Annotated in this window: 10 protein-coding genes; 8 read left to right on the forward strand and 2 right to left on the reverse strand. The window is 42.2% G+C overall.

Annotated features, from left to right (window positions below; genetic code table 11):
* Positions 1-162: 162 nt before the first annotated feature.
* From EDD57_RS08550 to EDD57_RS08580, 7 genes are all read left to right on the forward strand, one after another.
* Positions 163-1,416 (forward strand): transglutaminase-like domain-containing protein, encoded by a 1,254-nt coding sequence (locus EDD57_RS08550; protein ID WP_131849042.1) that lies wholly within the window; start codon positions 163-165, stop codon positions 1,414-1,416.
* Between the two features lie 50 nt (positions 1,417-1,466).
* Positions 1,467-2,714 (forward strand): transglutaminase domain-containing protein, encoded by a 1,248-nt coding sequence (locus EDD57_RS08555; RefSeq protein ID WP_131849043.1) that lies wholly within the window; start codon positions 1,467-1,469, stop codon positions 2,712-2,714.
* A gap of 244 nt (positions 2,715-2,958) precedes the next feature.
* The gene (locus tag EDD57_RS08560) at positions 2,959-3,882 is read left to right on the forward strand and encodes an RluA family pseudouridine synthase (protein ID WP_131849044.1); all 924 of its coding nucleotides are present in this window, start codon (positions 2,959-2,961) and stop codon (positions 3,880-3,882) included.
* Between the two features lie 380 nt (positions 3,883-4,262).
* Positions 4,263-6,701 (forward strand): penicillin-binding protein 1A, encoded by a 2,439-nt coding sequence (locus EDD57_RS08565; protein ID WP_165873729.1) that lies wholly within the window; start codon positions 4,263-4,265, stop codon positions 6,699-6,701.
* 254 nt (positions 6,702-6,955) lie between these two features.
* Complete coding sequence (locus tag EDD57_RS08570; protein ID WP_131849046.1) at positions 6,956-9,706, forward strand: transglycosylase domain-containing protein; 2,751 nt, start codon at positions 6,956-6,958, stop codon at positions 9,704-9,706.
* Positions 9,707-9,827: 121 nt separating this feature from the next.
* Positions 9,828-10,877, forward strand: coding sequence for a YkvI family membrane protein (locus EDD57_RS08575; RefSeq protein WP_131849047.1), 1,050 nt, complete (start codon positions 9,828-9,830; stop codon positions 10,875-10,877).
* Positions 10,878-10,895: 18 nt separating this feature from the next.
* Entirely contained in the window at positions 10,896-11,429 is a 534-nt protein-coding gene (locus EDD57_RS08580) for a glycerol-3-phosphate acyltransferase (RefSeq protein ID WP_131849048.1), read from the forward strand.
* Here the strand turns inward: EDD57_RS08580 and EDD57_RS08585 are convergent.
* Positions 11,426-12,232, reverse strand: a complete 807-nt coding sequence (locus EDD57_RS08585) for a DUF2797 domain-containing protein (protein ID WP_131849049.1) — start codon at positions 12,230-12,232, stop codon at positions 11,426-11,428. The genes EDD57_RS08580 and EDD57_RS08585 overlap by 4 nt on opposite strands.
* Positions 12,233-12,476: 244 nt before the next feature.
* Positions 12,477-14,288 (reverse strand): cell wall-binding repeat-containing protein, encoded by a 1,812-nt coding sequence (locus EDD57_RS08590; RefSeq protein WP_165873730.1) that lies wholly within the window; start codon positions 14,286-14,288, stop codon positions 12,477-12,479.
* Positions 14,289-14,430: 142 nt separating this feature from the next.
* Between EDD57_RS08590 and EDD57_RS08595 the strand changes: the two genes are divergently transcribed.
* The gene (locus EDD57_RS08595) at positions 14,431-18,516 is read left to right on the forward strand and encodes a DNRLRE domain-containing protein (RefSeq protein ID WP_131849051.1); all 4,086 of its coding nucleotides are present in this window, start codon (positions 14,431-14,433) and stop codon (positions 18,514-18,516) included.
* Positions 18,517-18,590: the final 74 nt, after the last annotated feature.

The following is an 18,590-nucleotide window of genomic DNA, read 5'->3' on the forward strand; positions in this document are numbered from 1 at the left end:
CTATCAATCTCTATTTTGGTGTATGATGATAATGCTTTATTTGGCGTTTGAAAATCTAATTGGTTTGGTCATTGGTTGTCTATTTTTATGAGAATTGCCAAACGGTAATTCTCTTTTTTATAGTAAAGTGATGAGATGAAAAAGATAAAGGGTGAGTGATGGTTGAGGAAACTTGCAATGATTTTAGGAGTTTGCTTACTAGGTAGCACGTTAACTTCGTGTGCGTTACCAACGGTAATATCCAACTATGTGGATTCAATTGGAAGTGAAGCGGGCAATAAGAAGATTGAATACACAGATGAGGCAAAAAAGAGTGGATTTACATTAGAACAACCCACGACGGGAGTAGTGGTAGGGAAAGAGGAAGTTCTCATTCAAGGGTCTCTTGCAGAAGCGAAAGCAGGGGATCAGATATTAGTTCGGATTTCGAAAGATGGTAAGTCTGGACAAAAGATTATTTCCATAAAGGATAAAAAATTTCGCCAGGCAGTCCCTCTATACTATGGTAAGGGGAAGCATGAAGTTGAAGTCTTAATTCCAGGCGACTCTAAAACGGACTACTATTACTCTGCTACGAGATTTACAGTAGAAAATAGCTCCTCTTTACAACAAATACCTATGGGGTATAATAGCAGTTTTTATAGACAGTATGGAGTCACATTAGAGCAACCCATTGCAGGTGGGAAAACCTACGATGGAAAGGTTTTATTACAAGGAACCGTCGATCCCCCCTCCAAAAGTACGAAACAAGTAGAATATTTAGTTGTTCGAGCGGATAAAGGAGAGGACAAATCAAATTATTACATTCCAGTTAAAGATCGAAAGTTTTCCCAATGGATTCCGTTGCGATTTGGAGCTGGGGATTACAAAGTACAACTTACTGTAGGAGACTTGCATTATTCGCCTGTTGTAGACCTTGAAGTAAAAAATTCAGTATCGGCTGATTTGCGTGATTTACTGCCAGGAAGCGGTATGGAATCTGATGATCCTCAAATCATCGCTCTGAGTAAAAAAATTACGGCTAACGAGAATTCACCCATGGAAAAAGCGCGAGCGATTTACAAGCACGTGGCTACGAATGTATCTTACGATATGAAAAAGGATCGAAATTATTGGGATGATGGTGCACTGAAGACGTTGCGCGAGCGTAAAGGAATCTGCCATGACTATGCGCTTACTACCGTCGCTCTTCTGCGAGCGATTGAAATTCCTGCACGATATATCGGCGGGGATGCAGGAGAGCCTCATGCATGGGTTGAAGCGAAGATCGGTGACAAATGGATACCGATGGATCCCACATGGGGTTCAGGTTATTCGGCTGGAAAAAAGTTTGTGAAGGCATACGACCCATCCTATTTTAATCCAAATCCAGCTTCTTTTAAGAAGACTCATAAAAAACCGGAAGTTATTTACTAACATGTAGATGTGTTCATGATTAAGATGAAAAGATAAAGGGTGCGGTATGGTTGAGGAAACTTGCAATAATATTAGGATTTTGTTTACTAGGTAGCATGTTAACTTCGTGTGCGCTACCAATTGTAGTATCCAACTATGTGGATTCAATGGGAAATGAAGAAGATAGGAAGAAAATTGAATACACAGATGAGGCAAAAAAGAGTGGATTTACACTGGAGAAGCCTGCAACAGGAGCAGTTGCAGGGAAAGATGAGTTCTTAATTCAAGGATCTCTTGCAGAATCAAAGGCAGGGGATGTATTATCTGTTTGGGTTTCAAAGGATGGTCTATCTGGGAAAAAGCCAGTTACGATCATGGATAAAAAGTTTCAGGACACCATTCCTCTTTACTATGGCAAGGGACAGCATCAGGTGGAGATCATGATTGAAAAAAATGGTGTTCATGTGACTGTTGCCAAGTTCACAGTAGATAAAACGTCCGATGTGGAACAAACACCTGTGAAATATAGCGGCTCTTATCAAACAAATGGAATTACACTCCATCAACCTCTTACGGGTGGAAAATCCTACGATGGAAAAGTACTATTACAAGGAACAGTTGTGCCCCCTTCTAAGGATGAGAAACCATTAAAATATATGATTGTTCATGCGGAAAAAGGAGAAGATACCTCGAGGTATTACCTGCCAGTCGAGAATCAAAAATTCTCCCAATGGATTCCGTTGCGATTTGGAGCTGGGGATTACAAAGTAAGCATTTGGCTAGATGAAATGACGGATTATCTGACCCCTGTTGCTGATTTTAATGTAAAGAATACAGTAACTGCCGATTTACGTGACTTATTGCCAGGAAGTGGTATGGAATCCGACAATCCTGAACTCATCGCTCTTAGTAAAAAAATCACGGCTAATGCGAGTTCGCCTATGGAGAAAGCACGAGCGATCTATAAACATGTAGCCACAAATGTTTCTTATGATCTGAAAAAGAAGGATAACTATTGGGACGATGGTGCACTGAAGACGTTACGTGAGCGAAAAGGAATCTGCCATGACTATGCGCTTACCACCGTTGCTCTACTACGTGCGAGTGAAATTCCCGCACGATATATCAGTGGAGATGCAGGAGAGCCTCATGCATGGGTTGAGGCGAAAATCGGTGGCAAGTGGATACCGATGGATCCTACATGGGGTTCAGGCTATTCGACTGGGAAAAAGTTTGTGAAGGCATACGACCCATCCTATTTTAATCCAAATCCAGCTTCTTTTAAGAAAACCCATAAGAAGCCTGAGGTTGAATATTAAAAAATAATGAACCATATTCCTACCATTCATCAATTATTGGTAGGAATATGGTTTTTTTGTATTAACAGACTTTGGAATATAACAAAGAAGTAAGGTTGTTGTAAGATAAAACGATAGAACAGCTAGAAGGTTTCTTTTAGGATATAGTAGAGATTCTTTATATAACGAGGATTTCGTGCGTTCTACCCATTCCTTTGATATACTACACGAGTTGACGGATATCGTCATATTCGGAGGTGTAAGGATGTCTAAGACAACCCTATTTCAGCATGTTGTCACTCCTGAAGAAGATGGGGAGTTGCTCGAAACCGTTTTACGAAAGCAATTTCGGTTTTCGAGGCGGATGATGCGTGTTCTCAAGCATGAAAAGCGAGTTTGGGTAAATGGAGAGTGGATTTTTTTTCGAAGTCGGGTGAAAGAGATGGACCTGATTCGAATTGAGTTGAATATTGCGGAAGACGTGGAGTATATTTCTCCTGAAGAGGTACCTTTTACGGTAGTGGATGAAGATGAGGATCTCATCGTGGTGAATAAGCCGCCGAATACAGTCGTCCATCCTACTGGTTCTCATCAACACGGAACCCTGGCAAATGGGTTAATTTATTATTGGCAACAGCGGGGAGAAAATCATAAGATCCGTCCTGTTACGCGATTAGATAAAGATACATCTGGCCTAATGGTCCTAGCAAAACATGCTTATGGTCATGCCTTTTTAGCTGATCAGATGGCAAAGAAACGGTACGAACGAAGTTATTTTGCGATCGTTCATGGCAATCTCATTCACGATAGAGGAACGATTGACCTCCCCATTGGAAAAGTTCCAGATGTGCCGCTACTCCGATTTATTGACTTTAGCGAGGAAGGAAGTAGGGCGATTACCCACTATGAAGTAGTCGAACGCTTTTCCCATGCTTCTGTCTTGCGTCTGTGGTTAGAAACGGGTAGAACACATCAGATTCGGGTTCACCTCTCTTCCATTGGACATCCCATTATCGGGGATGAGCTTTATGGAAACGGAGAGGAAGAGAAGCATCTGATCGGTAGGCAAGCATTACATGCGAAGTCGCTTAAACTCTACCATTTGCGAAAAAGGGACTGGGTAGCATGGGAAGCACCGATCCCCGAAGATATGAAGCAATTACTCCATATACTGCGTAGGGACTCATAAACAAGTACCCCTACCGGCAAGTTTTGGGGGAGATATAGTCGGGTAAGAGTAGATTGCGATATAATAAAAATTAGTTCTTATTTTCCTTATTCGATCTCTTAAAATACCAAGACAGGCAAAACCAGAAAGCAGAAAAGAGAATACCATAGAAAAATAGGTCCCATCCGCTAGTAAAACCTAAAAAGATAGACAGTAAGATCCCTGCGATTCCTGTGAAACGACATGCAAATACAGCAGCATCCATATTCATATATTCTTCACCTCATCCCCTATCATAAGTGCTTTTTGGCTGGATAACAAGCCAACAGGTGGAGGCTAGATGCTGTTTTGCAAGTAGGATGTGGGAGTCGATTGGGAATTTTTCAAGGAGGTTTGAATCTATGAATCTATTTAGGAGGAGTAAAGACACTAGTCAGAGCTCTGGATTATCGGGATCGGCGCCATTGGTTCAATCTCAAACGAAACGGCCCCCTAGCTCTCGTATTGCGAGAAGAAAATCAGGTGGAAGCTCGACTGGCAAAACTGGTTTTCAAAAGTTGTTTACATTGAAATGGATGGGGATCGTATTTGCTACATCCATGTTGCTAGTAGTGGGGATGTATGTCACTATTTCAGCGATGGGCGTGGTATATCCGATTACGAAATTAGATCAAATCTTAGCCTCATCCGTACTCGAAGATGCGAATGGGAAAAAGATTCCTGTTAGCGATGATGAGTATCGCGATTATATTTCATTAGAAGATATAAAGAAGGTAAACCCACTTTTGCCACAAGCATTTGTGAAGGTGGAGGATAACCGATTTTATGAGCATAAAGGTGTCGATTATTGGAGTATGGGTCGTGCGATGGTGACGAACCTCATTGCGATGGAAAAAAGGCAAGGTGGTAGTACCCTCACGATGCAGGTTGCGGGGAATGTTATCTTAAATGACCGGCAGAAAACATTTTCACGGAAATTGATGGAGATTGGAACCGCGTGGAATTTGGAGTTAGAAGCTGGAAAAGATAAAATCCTAGAAGCTTACCTCAACTATATTAGCTTTGGTGGAAAGGCTCGTGGAATCAAAGCAGCTGCTCTTTTCTATTTTAATAAAGATATTAGTAAAGACAAGTTAGAAGTCGCTGAGATCGCCTATTTAGCAGGATTACCTAAGGCTCCAACCAGATATTGCGGTTTTTGTGGAAAAACAAATGCTCAAAAAGGTGAAGAGCGTGCACAGACGACTTTATATGTCATGTCACATGATGATGATGGGGCTAAGCCAATTATTACCATGGATCAATATGAAAAAGCAAAGAAGCACAAATTTAAATGGACGACCGATTATCGAGATAAATACTTAGCTGGTAAAAGCTCACAATTAAACTCTGCCTTTATCGCGCAAGTAAAAGAAGAGCTAAAAGAGGACTACGGATATTCAGATGAAGAAGTTGATAATTTAAGTACACTTGGGCTTCAGATCAAAACCCGTCTGAATCAAAATGTACAGAAAGAAACACAAGAAGCGCTTAATAATCTCGACAAAACCAGCTCCCAACTTCAGGGAGGAACGGTTACGTTAGATAAAGATGGTTATATCGTAGCCATCGGTGGTGGGAAAAATTATAAACCAGGTGATCTAAATAAAGCCTTTAATGATCCAAAACAGCCTGGTTCATCGATTAAGCCTTTAACGGTATTTGCTCCGGCGATGGATTTAAATAAGGATAAAGTGGATCCGTATACGATGGTAGAAGACCGTAAGAAGGACTTTGGCGGTGGATATTCACCAGATAATGCCGATGGACGAGAGCATGGTACGGTTTCCTTACAAGAAGTGGCTAAGAAGTCGTATAACTTAGGGACTCTAGAGACCTTGCAAACATACGTGGGAGTTAGTAAAGCATTCCAATATGCGGAAAAATTGGAGCTGGGACTCGATTCCAAAACGGATAAAAATCTAGGTGCTCTCGGCTTAGGCGGCGTTAGTAAAGGGGTAACACCTCTACAAATGGCTCAAGCTTACACCGCATTTCCTAACAATGGAGTCATGAAGCATGCACGGACGATAGTAGAAGTCCAAGAGCCTACAGATGGAAAGTTAAAAAAGAAAGAGTTAGGGGACAAGGCAAAAAAGAGGTTGGAAGATAAGAAAGTGTATGAACCTCAAGCAGCGTACTATACCCATAAGATGCTACAAGAAGTGGTTAAATCCGGAACAGCGACTGGTGTGAAATCAGGGAATCAGCCTGTTGCCGGTAAGACAGGTACAACCAATGAAAATAAGGTAGCTTGGTTTGTCGGCTATACCCCCCGCTATATAACAGCGGTTATGGTATATAATACGAAGCCTGAGAAGAAAGTAAGTCTTCTATCAGGCGGAAAAGTTCCGGTTAGCGTATTTAACGACATTATTCAAGAGGCAGAAAAAGGTCAAAAGGCTCTCGAATTTACCCGCCCAGATGGAGTAAAAGACCCATCACCACCGTTTGAGCTGGGCAAGGTGAATTTGACTGGTAATTTTGATTCTGTCAAAAATGAAGCCATTCTCAACTGGTCTGTGCCGAGAGACATGCAAAACCCTCGTGTTCGCTATGAAGTCTATCGCGTAGATGGTGGCGAGAAGAAAGTACAAGATGCGGCCTTTAGTGATAGCTCTATTCGAGTCCCACTAGATGGAGAGTCAGGCAATAGCTTCCAGTTTAAAGTGAAGGTGATTGATGGAGAGACAGGACAGTCAGTAGACTCTAATACTGTAACTGTCACACCATCAGGATCTGGGGAACCGAAAGAAAGCAAGAAAGACAAAGGCTTCTTTGATTGGTTAACTGATTGGTAGAGAAAAACGTAGAAAAAGCTAGGATTCCTTTGAGGTCCTAGCTTTTTTATCAGTGTTCAAGGAAATGTCACCGCATATTTAGAATTTGCCAACAGAATGGGGAATTCTTCGGTTGCATCTCGGAGCGGTCTAATGTAGTCTAATGAAGAAAATAAGGGGTGTAATGATGAAGGATTTTCTACTAGAAAATATGCATTTTATAAATGTTAAAAATTGGAAAAAAATTGAGTTTGTTTACATAGGAGGTTGAAGTAATGAGTGATTATCCACGCAATTCGCGTAGCCATAACCATCAAGGCTCCAACTTCCAAGAGTCGTCTCGATCAGAGGCGAGTCGTTCGGGAGGACGGATGAGTCGTCTTCAAGCAGTAAATAGTTCGCGTCAAGACGGGGGTTCGGCATCATCTCGCGCTGAACGAGGGGCGCGGAGTCGCGCAGGTAAGGGAGCAGGCGGTAGACGTTCCCAACAGACAGGGAGCAAGAAAGGACGCAGTGGCTGGAGAAAGTATATTAATTTGAAAACGATCGGGATTACCGCGGGGCTTCTATTTCTCATCGGTGCCGGAGTTCTTACATACTTTTTCATGTCAGTGCCAAAGATGGGGATAGATAAGTTAAAAGAAGCAAACAAGAGTTCCAGTGTTGTAACTGATCGTGAAGGAAAAAATGTCATTGGTAGTATCGGGGATCGAAAACAACAGTTTGTTTCTATTCAAGATCTGAAGAAACATAATCCAATGTTGGTTGAAACCCTTGTAAAAACAGAGGATGCTCGATTTTATAAGCATGGCGGTGTTGACTACGAGGGATTGGGAAGAGCTGTCTACCTCAATATTTTGAACCCTGGGAAAGGTGGCGGTGGTGGAACGCTTGCGATGCAACTTGGGCGTAACATCATCTTAAAGAACAAAGAGAAAACAGCAAACCGTAAGGTTGCGGAGATGAAAATTGCTTGGGATTTGGTTTCTGATCCTAATGTTGGAAAAGATGGAGTCCTAGAAGGCTATCTGAACTATATCGACTTTGGAACCACGATCCAAGGTGTCCAGGCGGCTTCTAAGATTTACTTTGGTAAAGATTTAACGAAGGATCAGCTCGAACCAGAAGAAGTGGCTACCTTGGTTGCGATTCCAAACAATCCAAACTTGTACAATCCTCTTCTAGAAAAGCGTTATCCAAAGCTAAAAGAGCGTCGAGACTGGATTTTGAAGAACAAGATGACCGATTCTGAGTATACGCCAGCCCTACTGACGAAAGACAAGGCAGAGCAAGCGGTTGCTAAGCCGATTGCGTCCACGCTTCATTTGGGAGAAGATAATAAGTTAGCGGATGAGTTTCAAAAGAAAACGCAACACGCAGCTTACATAGACTATGTACAAAAGGAATTAGCCGAGAGTTATGGTATCAATCCTCAAAATCTAAATAGTAAAGGCTATAAGATTAAAGTAGCTATTGATCCCAAGATGGACATTATCGTGGAAGAAGAAGTAAATAATGATGCTAACTATGTCAATCATAATTTCAAGAACAAGTCAGCAAAGGCTCTAAAGGCATCGTTTGCGATTACGGATAGGAAGACAGGAGAAATCAGAGCATTGTCCGGTGGGAGAGGGTATAAAGTAGGGGGTTATAGCTATGCAACTGCCCCTTTATACCCAGGTTCATCGATTAAACCACTAGCCGCATATGGACCGTATCTCGATATGAATAAGAAATTGAATATGTTTTCATCCATTAGTACGTCCCAATTTGAATATAAAGGTTGGAAGCCTAAAAACTACAGTGGATCTCCTACTACTTCATCGATGCAGTTGGTAGATGCTGTAAAAACATCTGATAACCAAGCTGCTGCGAGAATCGTAGTTGACAAGGTTACGATGCAAAAATCGGAGCAATATCTGAACAAGATGGGCTTGAAGGTATCGGGAGAAACTCCTTCTGCTTTAGCACTGGGAAGTGGATTTAAGAATAACGGTTTTACAGCTGCAGAGATGACGCAAGCCTATGCGATTTTCCCGAATAACGGAAAATCCGTAAAGGCCCATACCGTTATAGAAGTGAAGGATATGGAAGGAAAAGAGATTAAGCGACAGGATCAAGATGGCTTTAAAGCAGAGGAACAGGTGATTTCTGAAAAAGCTGCTTATAATACCCTGCTGATGATGAAAGAGGTTGCTAAGTCGAAAGAGTATATTAAAATCGCGAAACATGAAATAGCGGGGAAAACCGGAACTAACGATGATGACAAATCAGGAGCATTTATGGGATTCACCAAAGATTTGGTAGCAGCCTCCTTTGTGGTGAATGATTATAAATACAAGAAGACGGATCCTGAATTTGTTCCGATCTCAGGTTCAAATCAACCAACCTTCTTATGGAATGCGATTATGAGTAAGGTACTGAAAGATCTTCCAGCCACGAAGTTTGAAAAACCAGCTGGTGTAGAAGAACCGCAACCTCAGGAAGAAGTGAGAACCTTCGATTTCACCATCTCTTCTCATGGTCAAGGTCAGGGTATCAAGATCAACATCAGAGGCGGTTCGTCCAATGCAGTCTACAAAGTAGAGAGAAAAGACGCTTCAGGTTATACGACTGTAGTCAATGAAGGGACTGCTGGGTCTCTAGTCGATTCAAGTGCGACAATCGATGCAAACGATCCGAATCAGAAGTTTACGTACAAAATTACTGCAACGATAAAAGGGGATGAAGAGGGTACCAAGACGGTGGAAAAAACACTTTCGCTCTCAGGTACGAAACCGAAACCGGAGGAAGATCCCAATAAACCAGGAAAGTGTGATCCAGTAGCGGATCCGAATTGTACGAAGGATCCAGATAAGCCAACGGATCCAAATAAGCCACCATGTGACAAAAATACGGACCCGAATTGTAAAGATGATCCAGATAAGCCAACAGATCCAAATAAGCCACCCGATGGTGGTGGTGATCAAGGTGGTGGGCCGAAGCCACCACCAGGACCAGGCGGCGGAGGTAGGAACCGACCGTAGTCAATCGAATCAAACCCCAGACTCACTCGTGAGCCTGGGGTTTTTCTCTTTGTGTTCTAATCCAACGACCTGTCCCATATAGTAGTCCTAGCCATGTTTATCAGGAAGGTTGTGGAGACTTGTGCGAGGTCGTCTTTCCTTAGCAGTTCGAGTAGGATTTACGTATTGCGGGACGATTGTGGGAGCAGGATTTGCTTCCGGACAAGAAATTTTGCAATTTTTCTCCATGTACGGTCGATATGCGATGGGAGCGATATTGATTAGTACCTTTCTATTTTCATGGTTTGGAACTCGTATGATGATCTTTGGATCACGGCTTCGGGCTCACTCTTTTGAGGAGTTTAATCTATATGTATTTGGCCCCCGTTTTGGACCTGTGATGAGTGCGATGATTAGCATCGTCTTGTTCGGGGTGACGGCTTCGATGTTATCAGGAGTCGGGTCTCTGTTTCAGGAGCAACTAGGGCTTTCTTTTCATCTGGGTGTGATGATCACGATTGCTATCACGTACTTTGTCTGTACGAAGGGAATCAACGGAATTATGTCGGTAAACTCGTTCGTTGTTCCGTTGATGTTTTCATTCCTGATCGTGATTGGTTTGTATTCTTGGTATTACGGAGATTGGCAAGTGATTGCGGTACAAGAATCGAACGGAGAGCATGGACATTGGCTTATCTCAGCGATTACCTATGTTGCTTTTAATATTGTGATGGCCCAAGCGGTGTTGGTACCACTTGGTGCAGAGATTCGAGATGAAGGTGTATTGCGGTTAGGTAGTTGGATTGGAGGACTTGGACTCGGATTTATGCTTTTAGCTAGTAACTATGCACTACAGCTTCATATGGATGAAGTGAAACTATACGACTTACCAATGGCATGGATGGTTTCGCAATTAGGAGAGTGGATGCAGGGTTTCTTCTTAATCGTGATCTGGGCGGAGATTTTTACGACACTCGTAAGTAATGTGTACGGTTTAACAACGAATTTACAACGAGTATTCCCTGTACGTCAGACGCATCTGATGCTGGCCGTCTTTGGGATTGCGTATATCTGTTCTTTAGCCGGTTTCTCTACACTGGTGCACTTTTTATATCCATTGTTTGGTTATTGTGGCTTCATTATTATGTTTCAATTGCTATATCGATTTACTCCCAAACAAAAAGTTGGATAAGGGAAAGGATGAACGAAAGTGGGTTTCCTTTTTTGTGCCATCATGGCATATCTAATTGGAAGTTTATCTCCGAAGTGGTGTATTCAAATTTGTTCCGTTCGCTATCCCACTCGAGTGGCATGGATCTTGTTGGATATAGTGAGAGGGCTAGTAGCAGTAGGCATCGGTCTGATATTTGCTGGATGGATGGGGGCGTGGGCAGCACTCATTTTCGCTGTTTTAGGAACATGGTATCCCTTTTATCCATCCATTCGGCCTGGAGAGGGAATTTGGATTTGTGTAGGTGGCTTGATTGTGCTAAGTCCGTTTCTCCTTGTAGTAGGGGGACTGATCTTTGTTGTAAGTCTTTTTCTCACCCGTTTTACTTTTCTCTCTACATGGCTCGCTATCGCGGGGATTTGTTTTCTCTCTTTATTTTTCGTCTCACAAATCTCCGTGTGGCTCATCTTGTTTGGACTGGGAGCAGGTTGTATCTATCAGCAAAAAGATCATTGGATCCGATTCCAAAAAGGAATGGAGCCTAAAATCAAACCTCCGTATAAGTTGTTTTAGGCTCCAGAAGCTTCCCACGATATGTGGTACCCAGAGTGATTGCGCACTTGAAGAACGCCTTGATCGAGAATAATATATTGCCCTTTCACACCTAGTAGATTCCCTGTTACGTCCGACTGCTTTAGTAGATTGATCGATTTGACCTTTTCTGGAATCTCTACTTGTGGATAGTGAAAATGACGAATTTCCTCGTCCGATAATAGATAAGGATGATAAGGTTCTGGTATGTATCCGAGCGCTTCTTCCCGCACAATCGTTAAATCGACATCACTACCTTGACTTGTGAGCATACGCCGCCAATTCGTTTTATCCGGTAGATGATTACTTAACAGAGCCTCGATGTCTCCTGCGTCCTTACGAGTTGGCGCACAAGCAATCGGTACAGCCGAAACAGCTCCTTGGTCAATCCAGCGTCGCGTTTCGTTTCCTGCCCTCGTTATTCCTACCTTCACTCCGCTACTAATCGCTAAGTATACAAAATGTGGCGTCATGCAATAGGCTAGTCCGAATTCAGAATCACGGCAAGTCCCCTCATGGAAGTGACAACGATCCGGCCGCACAAAGCAAAGATCCGTTTGTGGAAGAGAAGCAAAGCATGGGTAACAGTAACCACTGCCATATGTTTTTTTAATCCGCTTATCACAGTGGATACAGCGGATCTCACCGGTAAATGATATGGTAATCTCCGTTCCAAGATAATCGTTAAGCGTGATTTCTTCACCCGAAAGCTGGAGTAAGTAGTCGATAGGCTGATCCTGATTCCAAGTATGTACAAGCGGTGCAAGTGTGCCAGTTTGTTTCATAGGTATATGATATTCCTTTCTAGTTATTCTATCTATGTAAGGTTTATGAATGAGAGAGTTCTATCTTTACTATATAACGAATTCGTTTAATGTAGGGGATAAAATACCTTCTACTAATAATTATTTCTGGAAACTAAACAAGAGGAGCTTACCAGTGATAGGTGAATTCCTCTTGTTTATGTTAATAGGTTATAAATTTGTAATCATGTATGTGAAAGACTGATCTCTGTGTTATTTGCATTTGTTACTGTAAATACTTTAACAACATGTCTGCTAGACTCTCTGTGATAGAAATAGGGCCGCCTTGTAGGAACAGCTGATCAATCTTCTTGCCATTGCTACGTTGCTCGTCCAGATACCCTCTTACATTCTCTTGAAGGCTATCATTGAATGTCAGGAGTAGTGTACCTTTATGTTTAGCAGCAAGTGGAGCACCTACAGCAGCATCTGTACGAATAGTACCAGATGGCTCACCAGGAAGATTCACTCCGTTTGCTAGGACGACTGTCTTAGAATCCAATTGAAACTTTTTCGCTAGTTCTACCCCAGCATCGAAACGTGGGAGCACTTTGCCATCTCCGATTCTCTCGACTGTATTAGTGGATGAGAGGGAGAGGAGTTCTTTTTCTATGTTTGTAGGAACAACCGATGGATCATCTACAATCACAAACTTCTTATACTGTGGATATTTTTTCAGAAAGTCTTTCACATCATCATGAATTCTTGTATCTCCTACATAGAGAAGAGGCATACCCTTTTGAATAGATACATTCATTGCCTGTGTACCTACTGCACCAAAGCTACTACTGGTGATAAGAGCGGTATCTGGCTTTTTACCTGATTCATTCTTTTTGTTAGTGAAATACTCAGCAATTTTCGCATTTGTTTGGGCTGGATAAGCCCCACCTAGGCGAACAGGCTTTACTCCTAGATCTTGGATCGCTTTTTCTGTATTCGTAGAAATGACGTCCGTGTTGCCCAAAATGTAAGCGGTTTCTGGCTTTAAACGAGTAATCTCCTGTTTTACTTTATCTGGGAGTACACCATTTTTTCCAGAAGGAGTTAGTAGTATTGGAGCATTGTCGAAGTGGGAGAGAACAGCTCCACCTGTTATATCAGGTGCAGATGTAATATCACCACGTGTGATGATAACGGATTTAGCACTATCAGGATGTAAGGCTTGGCTGGTTTTAATTGCAGTATCAATAGCGTCAGAACCACTTGTTCTCAAGAGGCTTGGTCGTACGATTTCAACTGCTCGAATGATAGAGTTTCCGGTCTGGCTAGTTGCTTGGAATTGAAATTGGCTATAAGCAGGAGTATTTCGATTGATTACATAGGTTTCTAAAAAGGAACTGGATGTAGGCAAGTCACGAAGTGAACCTTCGTCACCTTGTTCTTGTAGTGTTAAACGATCTGCATTAGTCGTTCCTTCAAAGGACAAACGAACATCTTCTACGGAGAGTCGATGAGACTCATGAATCGGGTTTTCAAATGCTGGTTTCGTGATTTTTAGTTCTGGAAGTGTTGTATTTGGTTTCTCTTGAAATTGAAGTTGGGAAAGTGTGACAGAATAGATCATCTCACCTTTCTCCACAACCAATGCATATTTCCCAGCAGGAAGTGTATCTCCTGTTCGATAGGTTTTCAGTCCATCTAAGGAAGTGATAAATACATCAGGTGTTTTTCTCTCACCTGAGACCGCTAGATTAATCGTTCCTTCTTTTGCTGTTTCAAACGAATAATAGTGGATTTCACCTTTACGAAGGTAAGCTCCGTAGGTAACTGGATCAGCGGAAGGGGCTTGCTGGGCTTTACTCTCAGAATCAACCGATCTTTTCTTTCTTTGATTCGGCTTGGTAGTATGTAAGCTTTTAAGTCCATCTTTCCAGTCTGTAACAATTGGCTTGGGTAAAGAAGGTGTGTAAGAATCTTTTGTCGTTGGGCGAACGGGTGATTTTGCCTCTTTAGCAAAAGAATTCATTGGAAAACTGAGCACTACCAATAAGGTCGCTAGTAAAAATACGCGAAACAATCTGATCGAACTAGTAAACAAGTCTTTCATCCCCTTTATATTTTGTACCTTTACTAATTTAGCATGATTGTGTTTATGTTAACAATAAAAATAATTTAAAAATGATGAATGATAATATATAATCTTCATTGGAATAATTATAGAAAGGGAATGATGTATTGTAATGAGTAAGACAATTAAATTTATAACAAGTATGACTGTTGTCATTTTTCTATGGACAAGCATTCAACCCTTACCTGCTTATGCGGCAGATATGGCAAGCAATGCGTACTATGCATGGAAATCCCAACAACCATACAGCATGGAAAAGGACTCTGCTCCTTCGTCCAATGCGCTCTTAGCGCTCCACACGAAAACAAGTGGGGAGAAGCAGACAAAGCAAGTGAAGCCTGCTTCTATCCTGAAAGATCAGGTAATCACAGATAAGGAACCAGTCGTCACGCTACAAGAACCGACGAAGATTCACGGTGATGGAGCTGAGTTAAGCTGGAGCAAGTACACCGGATCTGGCTTTGTTGAATACCAGATTCATCGAAGTCTAAAACCGGACTTTACCCCAGACAGTTCGACCTTACTTGCCCCGATTGACGGAGTGAATCAGCTTCAGTTTCGGGATACAACAGCTGAGCCAACTCCAGCAGTTAGCCCTCATCCAATTGGTAGAACGTACTATTACATAGTCGCAGTGAAAACCTCTGAGCAAAAGATCTTTCCTTCAAAGGCACAAAAAACCCAATTGCCAAAGGCTGGATTTACGCAACAAGTAATCCAAAAGGCGGAGGATACGACTCTCTCCAGTGAAAAGCCTACTTCAAATCTAGATCAACTCGACGGGAAACCGTGGATTTCGGCAGGAAATAACAGAGCTACGTATGGAATTACACGGGGAGTACTAAAATTTGATCTCTCCGAGTTGCCAAAAGGAGCTAAGATATCGAAGTCACAACTAGCTCTCATAAATGTAGAGCATGAGATATCGAGTGAAGTACCTACCAAATATGACGTTTATGCCTTATCGAAAGCTTTTACCGAAGCAGCCACTTGGAACTCTCCATGGAGTCAACCGGGTGGAGATTATGAGGCAGGATCCCTAGGTTCCACTGGTGCTAGTTATACACAAAAGTGGCACATCTGGGATACGACTCCAGCCGTACAAGCATGGGTAAGTGGTACCAAAACCAACCATGGATTCTTGTTAAAGCATCAGCATGAGTCAGGGACTGTGAAAGAGAATACATCTTTCCTCAGTAGTGAATCACCTGAAACGTCTTTACGCCCTAAATTAATTGTTACCTATACGAATAAATCCGCAGAAAACAGCTACTATGCTCCGGGAACCCCTTCTCACATGATCACAAGTAGCGAGTACTTGGTTGATGTTACCTTAACCAATACCACCGATCAAAAATGGAGCGGTTCCACAGATAAGCTTTCCTATCACTGGATTGATCCAGATGGAAAAGAAGTGACAAATGCTAAGCTTGAAAGTCCGCTACGTCCTGTTGATGCGGATGGTTTAGAAGCTCCTAACGCGATTGATGTCAATCCCGGAGAAACCATCAAGGTTCGGGCAAAAGTAAAAGCTCCTGAGCTTTTAGGAAACCAGCAACGCCAAGACTATCAATTGCGTTGGGATTTTCTAAAAAATGGGAAATGGCTCTCGCAAGATGCTAATCCAGTCGCCACACTCGAACAGAAAGTAGCAGTGGAGAAGAAGGGGGACTTAAAAGGCCTCGGACATAGTGCTACTCATATTACGGATGTTGCTAGTAATGATAGTCAAGTAGGGGTAAACGTTAACCAAGGTAACGTCACCTTTTTCTATAAACCGTACTCAAACCCTTCCCGTGGCTTTAATACTTATGCCCAGCTTAATTACAATAGCTTGAGCACGAGTGATTCTGGATTAGGCAAGGGCTGGTCGCTTGGGGTAGGCTCTTTTGTAGATGTATTAGCCCCAGCTACTGATGTTGTGAAGGTGAATAAAGACGATGAAGTCGTTTCTGGATCTGTCATCGTGGTAGACGAAGAGGGAGAAAGTCACCAGTTTACTTGGAATCCAAGTAAAAAGAAATTTGATCCTCCTAAAGACTTAAATATATCGCTACAATACCTTGGCGGTAAAGACAAACGGAAAAAGTGGGTCTTCACTGAACAGAGTCGAGATCAATACTACGTGGACGAACACGGATACACCAGTGAGGTTGTCGACCAAAACGGTAACAAGTTGAGTCTTGAGTACGAAGAAAGAAAAGTGAATAACAAGCCAGCCCAACTGCTTCGTCGCATCAAGGATTCGATGAACCGGGAAACATTACAAATTACTTATAATGAACAGAATAAAATCCAATCGATTGATGATATTGCCGGTAGACGGATGGAGTTTCTCTATGATAAACAAAATCGTCTTACCAAGATAATAGATGGGATCGATCGGGATAAAAGTTACGATTTAACCCGCTTAGAAACATATCAATTTGAATATCATCCAACTTTAACATCGCTCATCACGAAAGTGACCGATTCTAGAGGGAACCCAACTAGCTTTGATTACCATACAAGTGGTGACCTAGCTAATAAAGTTTCCAAGATGACCAACAGAGCGAATGAAAATATTTTTATCAGTTACAACGCTAATCAGCGGGTTGTGACCGATGCAAATAAAGATCGACATACCGAATACTACTTTGATGGCAGAGGGCGGAAAACACAACAAACAGTTACCGCCAAAGCAAAAAGCATTACTACCAAGTATGAATATGACAATGACGATAACATGATTCGTTTAGAAGAGCCTAACGGTGCGGTTACTACTTGGACATACAATGAACACAAACAGCCCCTGACCAAGATGGATGCGGAAAACAATGCTTTATCTGATGCTTCCGCACGGAAATCCACTCGTTACGAATACCAAATGGGTATGGATGGACGGGTTTCAGAGCTTGTTAAAGAGATATCACCCGAAGGAAGAGAGATTCGCTATACCTATGATGCCAACGGGAACATGCTAACGAAGCAAAATGGTTTTGGCTTTGGAACCACTTATGAATACGGAGATGGAGGACTTGTAAAGAGTACCACCAATGCCAATGGGCATACCACATTCATGAGTGATTATGATCCAAATGGTTTAGCTAAGGAAATCAAGGATGCCAAGGGGAATGTTACTTATTTCACTTACGGACCACGTGGAGAGACATTAACTTCCACCAATCCGAAGGGTAAACGAACCACGATGACGTATGACATCTACGAGCGTTTGCATACGACTAAACTTCCAAAGGACTTGGAGAAAGATCAGTACATCACGATAACGGCTCCTGAATACGACCAAAATGGGAACATCATTAAGGAAACAGCCCCTAATGGAGCAGAAACCTATTTTGATTATGATGCGATGGATCGGATGATCGAGGCGAAACTTCCGTCCGATTCGGATACGAAGACTCCTCGAGTGAAAAAGTTTCAGTATAACAATGTTGGGAAGCTCATTAAAGAGACCGATCCAAACGGTAGCTTAACCAAGGATGACGATAAAGACTACACTACAACGTATGAGTATGATGACTTTAATCAACTTACAACTGTCACCAACTCGCTTGGGAATAAGATTTCGTACGAATATGACGATGTGGGTAACCAGATTAAGGTTACATTGCCAGAAGGGATCAACTCCCAGGCGGACGATAAAGACCATACCCTTCGCACGGAATACGATAAAAACCATCGAGTCGTTCGTGAGATTGATGCTAAAGATCAATATACTCATGCTACCTATGATTCCGATGGTTTGGTGACACGCCTGAAAGATAAAGAAGGAAACCATCACTATAATTACTACGACAAGCGAGGAATGTTAACAGAAACACGTTCTCCTTTTGGTGGTAAAGAGCGTATTACCAAGTATGAATATGATCCTATCGGAAACCTTCGTAAAGTAGAGACCCCTCGTGGTGTTGCTACACCAACTAAGGGCGACTTTACTCACGAAAAAGTATATGACGAACTAAATCGTGTTACAGAGGTGATCTATCCGCATGATGGCAAGCAATTGCAGCGGGATAGCATGACCTACAAATATGATGAACTGGGGAATGTAGTCGAAGTAAGCACTCCACCTTCCTATGGACAAGTTGATCGTATCAATAGTAAGATGCAGTATTTTGATAATGGCCAGCTTAAGAGCATGGAAGATCCGTTTGGTATAAAAACTGAGTACCAATATAACGGTGCGACACGTTTCTAGATAAGTGCCTCAAGCACGAAACTAGACCGTTTTAGAAAACTAAAATGAGAACTGATTTACCGAGGGATGGAATG

This window comes from Baia soyae (assembly GCF_004341445.1).
GTDB lineage: Bacteria > Bacillota > Bacilli > Thermoactinomycetales > Thermoactinomycetaceae > Baia > Baia soyae.

What these genes read in the sequence shown, in the direction of transcription:
- EDD57_RS08560 (WP_131849044.1), top strand. Translation starts at nt 2,959, where the DNA reads ATGTCTAAGACAACCCTATTTCAGCATGTTGTCACTCCTGAAGAAGAT.
- EDD57_RS08565 (WP_165873729.1), top strand. Translation starts at nt 4,263, where the DNA reads ATGAATCTATTTAGGAGGAGTAAAGACACTAGTCAGAGCTCTGGATTA.
- EDD57_RS08570 (WP_131849046.1), top strand. Translation starts at nt 6,956, where the DNA reads ATGAGTGATTATCCACGCAATTCGCGTAGCCATAACCATCAAGGCTCC.
- EDD57_RS08585 (WP_131849049.1), bottom strand. Translation starts at nt 12,232, where the DNA reads ATGAAACAAACTGGCACACTTGCACCGCTTGTACATACTTGGAATCAG.
- EDD57_RS08595 (WP_131849051.1), top strand. Translation starts at nt 14,431, where the DNA reads ATGAGTAAGACAATTAAATTTATAACAAGTATGACTGTTGTCATTTTT.